Source organism: Anaerotignum sp., assembly GCF_017483025.1.
Classification (GTDB): Bacteria; Bacillota; Clostridia; order Lachnospirales; family Anaerotignaceae; genus Anaerotignum_A.
Window position 1 is genome coordinate 1 of sequence record NZ_JAFUMA010000041.1, and the last position, 5,313, is coordinate 5,313.

The window sequence follows — 5,313 nt, forward strand, 5'->3', positions numbered from 1 at the left end:
ATTTTCCAGATTGGGGTTCTTTTCTTCGATGATACGTTTTGTTTCTGCGCAAGCCTGATTCAGCAGGTCTTCCATCAGGACAACATGGCCATGGCGAGTGGAAAGCTTGCCGCTATCCAGAGAAACCAGACCAAAAGGAACATGCACCAGGTCTTTGTACCAGTCATAACCCATTTTGTGGATTACCTCAAACCACTGGGCAAAATGCAGGTTCTGATCCAAAGCTGTCAGATAGATACATTTATCGAAATTATATGTTTTCTTGCGGTACAGCGCTGCAGTGATATCTCTTGTTGCATACAGTGTACCGCCGTCTTTACGGATAATCAGGCAAGGAGGCATATTTTTATCCTCCAGATCAACGATCATGGCGCCTTCGGATTCCTTCAGCAGTTCTTTTGCCTTCAGTTCTTCCACAACAGCGTCCATTTTGTCGTTATAGAAGGATTCGCCTGTGTAAGCGTCGAATTTTACGCCCAGCATTTCATACACGCGGTCGAATTCCTTGATAGAAATATCATAGAACCATTTCCACAGTGTGAGAGCTTCTTCATCGCCTTCCTGCATTTTTACGAACCACAGACGGGCTTCGTCGTCCATTTTCAGTTCAGGATGTTTTTCTGCTTCATCGTGGAACTTAACATAAATACGCATCAGTTCCTGGATACCGTCGTTTTCCACGGCTTCCTTGCTGCCCCAGTTTTTGTAAGCAACGATCAGCTTACCGAACTGTGTGCCCCAGTCGCCCAGGTGGTTGACACCTTCGCAATGGTAGCCTAGTTCTTCGTGAATTTTGTAGATAGCGTTACCAATCACTGTGGAACGCAGATGGCCTACGTGGAAAGGCTTCGCGATATTGGGGGAAGAATAGTCGATCACGACTGTTTTGCCTGCGCCCATGTCGCTTTTGCCGTAATTTTCCTTCTGTTCCAGAACTACAGAAAGCACCTGTTTTGCGTAAACGCCTTTATCTACGAAGAAGTTGATATATGCGCCTACCACTTCCATTTTTGCAATGAAATCAGGCTTTTCAATTTTTTCGATCAGCTCATTGGCAATCATAGGGGGCGCTTTGCGGAAAACCTTTGCCAGACGGAAGCAGGGGTACGCAAAGTCACCCATTTCCTTCTTCGCAGGAATTTCCACTGCAGCGGCCGCATCTTCCACGGAAATTTCCGCAGCAGCAGCCAGAAGTTTTGCAATTTCTATTTTAAAGTCCATAATTTTACCTCCAAAAAGTTCCAACTAAAAATTGGACATACTCTATTTATTTTAGCACAAGGGGGGCGGGAAAACAAGGGTTTCCCACGAACGAAGGATTTCTGCCTCAAATAAAAACGACCCAAGACATAAGCCTTGGGTCTCTTTTTTATCAGCCGTATTTTACTGTCAGATTTACATAGGAGATATGTTCCCTCATGGCCGTATACGCTGTCTGATAGTCGCCACTTTTGATAGCTTCGATGATCTTACCGTGCAGTTCGATGGTAACGTCGATTACCCTAGGGTTCTGGGTCAGAGATTCTCTCATAGCCAGACGAATGCCATTTTCAAAGGAATCCTTAGATGCCATCATAGTGCTCGTCAGCAGTTTATTATGGGTCGCCACTGCCACCTGCATATGGAACATAGAGTCATAATCTACAAACTGATTGACATCATGGCGATGTTCTTTCATCTTGCCAAAATAATATTCCAGCTGGGCGATATCTTCCGCCGTGGCACGCTTTGCCGCATAGCTGGCCGTTTCCCCTTCCAGCATATAGCGGAATTCCAGCAGGTCGTTCAGGTCAGAATTTTCTACAGTGATGCTAAAGGGCGCAATATTTACGATATTATCGATCTCATTGACGAATGTGCCCGCCTTGGAACGACGAATGAAGCCGAATACCGCCAACGCCGTATAGGCTTCGCGCAATGTGCTTCTGCCTACGCCAATCTGTTCGCTGACGACGTTTTCATTGGGCATCATATAGCCCGCAGGAAGCTTGCCGCTGGTGATCAGCTCTTTGAATCTCTGAAACAGGCTCTGGGAAATATTGCTTTTCCCGAGATCCTTTTTTAAATAGGCGGCATTTTCCACCAGATAATCTCTTTCGTGCATTTCAGGATTCCTCCCTTTATCTTATGTTTTTTTTTATGTACATTATCCTACCATAACTTTTGTTGCATGACAAGAGGGAATTTGATTTATTTATAAAAAATATACTCTTCCTGCATTTCAGAGAGGGGAATTTCCCTTCCCAACAGGAAGGATGCTGTCTCATGATGGATCTCTTCCAGGCGGATCTGGTCTTTCTTTCTGATCTGAGAATCCTTCTCAAATTGTGATAAATTCAACCTTTCGTAGACACTGCGCACCACAAATTCATTTTCATTTTCTGCATTTCTGAATTGGGTCCAGATTGGAACGAAAGAAACCTCTTTGACATTGGGCGCTTCATCGGCAATTTGCTCCACCGTCAAATGCAATATAATGGAGGCATTTCTGGGCGGCGTTGTCTGAGAAGAGATGAAGTTTCCCAGGGAATAAATGATGAAACCATCATGGGCTCCATTGCCATGGTCGATGGTACGATATTCCATTTTCTGCAGCACATGGGGATGGCTGGCGAGGACAATATCCGCCCCGGCTTCAAACATCATATCTGCCCATTCCACGAAAATATCCCTGGGGTAAGTTTCATATTCATTGCCCATATGGGGCATCACGACCACCACATCGGCATTTTTTCGTGCTTCCCTGATATCGGAAACCATCACATCGTCATCGATGATATTCACCAGATACTCCTCGGGTACAGGGATGCCGTTGGTGCCATAGGTATAGGAAAGGAAGGCAAAACGGATGCCGTTGACGTCCTTATAAAGGATGGTATCCCGTTCCTGCTGGGAACGATAGGTGCCGAAATGCTCAATGCCGTATTCATCCAGCTTGTCCAGGGTGCGAATGACCCCTGCCTTGCCCGTATCCATGCTATGGTTATTGGCAGTGGTCAGCAGGTTGAAGCCTGCATCCTTCACCGCATCCAGAAAACTATCAGGAGTATTGAAGCAAGGGAAAGATGCATAGGGTCGTTCGGGGCCGCCAAAGGTCAGCTCCAGATTGCCCATGACCAGGTCATATCCTTCAAAATATTTCTTTGCATCCTGAAAATTATGCATAAAATCATATTCCCCTGTGGCAGGGTCATAGGCTTCGTTATACTGATAATCATGGACCATGATATCCCCCACCACAGCCAAAGTCGCAGTTTTTACGATGGGCTCCGCCTCCCCCGCCGTGGCGGTAAAAGTTGGTTCTTCTTTTCCGCAGCCGGAAAACAGCATCGCTGCCGCCAAAAATAGTGCCAGTTTGTTTTTCATCTTTCTCCCCTCCTCTTTATATGGACAAATGTATGTATCAAAAATATACCATGTTTATAGGTAAAAAGAAAGCCTTGGACTCTTTCAAGTCCAAGGCTTTTATTCCTTTATTAAAATCTCTGCATATCCTTCAATTCTTCTTCCAGCAGGCCTTCTTCATTATAATGCAGGCCTTTTTCGATATTTTTTGCTCTGTTTTTTCTGGAAAGGAAAAATGCCAGAAGGCAAAACACTACAGGAACCATCATAAATCCAAAGAAAGAAATATCATGGAAGAATAAGCCCATTCCGACTGCCAAAGCAAAAATAATACCAATAAAAACGATACCGGGCCAAGGAGATTCAGATTTTGCCGCAACAAAACCTTCTACAACGACGAAAACCAGAAAAAGGGAAATCATCTGCCCATATGCAAAAACAGTTTCTAAGATACCATCAACCTGAAATAACATTTAAAACACCTCAGTTTAAATAGATTTTACGCCCCTAAAGAGCATTGTAACATCCAATAAATAGGAAGTCAACAAAATCCGTTTGAGTTTAAAACCTTCCGCCTCCGCCGCCAAAGCTTCTGCCTCCGCCGCCGTGGAACGTGGAAGAACCGCCGCCCCAGGAGCCGCCTATGCCGCCGCCATGGTGATGGTGGTTATCTTCATCCCTGGGAATGGGCATCATGGTGGTATGGGTATTGGCGAAGGTATCCCTGTTCGTCGTCAGGTGATAGCCGTTTTCCTTCAGATAAGCCCTGCCGTCGGTATAAGGGCGCACATTTTTGCAGGCTTTGCGCATGCTGCCTACAGCGATGCCCGCAACGACCGCGGCAAAGATCGCCGCGATGCCCGCAAACATCAGGATCGTGCTGATACCACGGGAAGCATTATGCTGGGAAATATATTCCTCAGACTGCTGATATTCGGAAACATAGGTATCGGGGTTTTCCTGATAGACCGCATATTCCTCGGCGTAATTGTGCAGATCCATATACAGAGTAAAGAACGCCCAGTAATACTCCCCGTCGGAAAAGTAAGTTACCATATTATCCCACATCTGGTCGATGTAATAATCGGTATAGATATCGATGGCCTTGCCGCAGGTGACGATCTGTCCTTCTCTCTGGCTCATATCCAGAACGAAGATGACACCGTCATAATTTTCGCCCAGACCAAGGTCATGCTCCACATAAAAATCTGCACCATATTGCTGCACAGATTTTCCTTCTGTATCATAAGTGGTCAGATAGGCTAAGTCCAGATCCCAGTTTTCCTGCATATCTTCGATCCAGAGGAGCATCTCCTCTTCTTCTGTATCATCCAGCAGGTCAGCATAGTCGAAGACCCGCTGTTCCGCCGCAGTTTCCGCCGCAAAGGCAGGCACAGCAGAAAGGAGCATGCAAAGGAAAGTCACAAAACAAAGGATTCTTTTCTTCATTACAATACACCCCCTGCCACAACTACCACAAGCATTGCGATGATAAAGGTGATAAGGAAAATAAGGATGAACCACTTCGCCGTCTGGCCGCCGCTGATGGGCAGTTCCCCAACGATCTTTCCCGTCTGGCCATTCATGGCGAAGAGATAATCCTTCCCCTGATATTTGCTGACCAGCATCCAGACAGGCAGGAGCATATAGGTCTGCTTATCAGAAGAAAAATCCGTATGGCATTTCACGCCATAGACCCTCTGATAAGTTGTGCCGCCTTCCCCTGCTTTATTTTCCACGCCAGGGGTGATGCGGGAGGTCATTCTATCGTACAAATCCTTCGGTTCATATGTATATTTTTCCGCCAGAAAGCCGCTCAGATAGCTCATATCGAAGGGTTTTTTCTTTTCCAGACGGAAAGGCTCCAGGGCATCCATCAGGTCATCCCGCATTTTTTCCGAAGCATCCAGAGGGATGTTTTCAAATTCCATACGGCCTGCCCGGTGGATATGATACAGATCCGTTTTC

At 46.0% G+C, this 5,313-nt stretch carries 5 protein-coding genes and 1 pseudogene; all 6 read right to left on the minus strand.

The genetic code is table 11. The annotated features are described in order from the left end of the window. Positions 1-1,221 (minus strand): arginine--tRNA ligase (gene argS / locus IJ369_RS03585; protein WP_290716077.1); only part of this gene is annotated, 1,221 nt, incomplete at its 3' end. A 151-nt stretch (positions 1,222-1,372) separates the two neighbouring features. Then, positions 1,373-2,104 (minus strand): FadR/GntR family transcriptional regulator, encoded by a 732-nt coding sequence (locus tag IJ369_RS03590; RefSeq protein WP_290716080.1) that lies wholly within the window; start codon positions 2,102-2,104, stop codon positions 1,373-1,375. An 86-nt stretch (positions 2,105-2,190) separates the two neighbouring features. Next, positions 2,191-3,366: a CapA family protein gene (locus IJ369_RS03595; RefSeq protein WP_290716083.1), complete on the minus strand. Its 1,176-nt coding sequence runs from the start codon at positions 3,364-3,366 to the stop codon at positions 2,191-2,193. 110 nt (positions 3,367-3,476) lie between these two features. Next, entirely contained in the window at positions 3,477-3,818 is a 342-nt protein-coding gene (locus IJ369_RS03600; RefSeq protein ID WP_290716086.1) for a hypothetical protein, read from the minus strand. An 88-nt stretch (positions 3,819-3,906) separates the two neighbouring features. Beyond that, positions 3,907-4,794: a TPM domain-containing protein gene (locus IJ369_RS03605; RefSeq protein WP_290716088.1), complete on the minus strand. Its 888-nt coding sequence runs from the start codon at positions 4,792-4,794 to the stop codon at positions 3,907-3,909. Then, positions 4,794-5,313, minus strand: a pseudogene (locus tag IJ369_RS03610) (hypothetical protein); the annotation flags it as partial. The gene IJ369_RS03605 and the pseudogene IJ369_RS03610, both read right to left, overlap by 1 nt.

Coding starts and splice junctions, on each gene's coding strand:
- IJ369_RS03595 (WP_290716083.1), bottom strand. CDS start 3,366: ATGAAAAACAAACTGGCACTATTTTTGGCGGCAGCGATGCTGTTTTCC.
- IJ369_RS03605 (WP_290716088.1), bottom strand. CDS start 4,794: ATGAAGAAAAGAATCCTTTGTTTTGTGACTTTCCTTTGCATGCTCCTT.
- IJ369_RS03600 (WP_290716086.1), bottom strand. CDS start 3,818: ATGTTATTTCAGGTTGATGGTATCTTAGAAACTGTTTTTGCATATGGG.
- IJ369_RS03590 (WP_290716080.1), bottom strand. CDS start 2,104: ATGCACGAAAGAGATTATCTGGTGGAAAATGCCGCCTATTTAAAAAAG.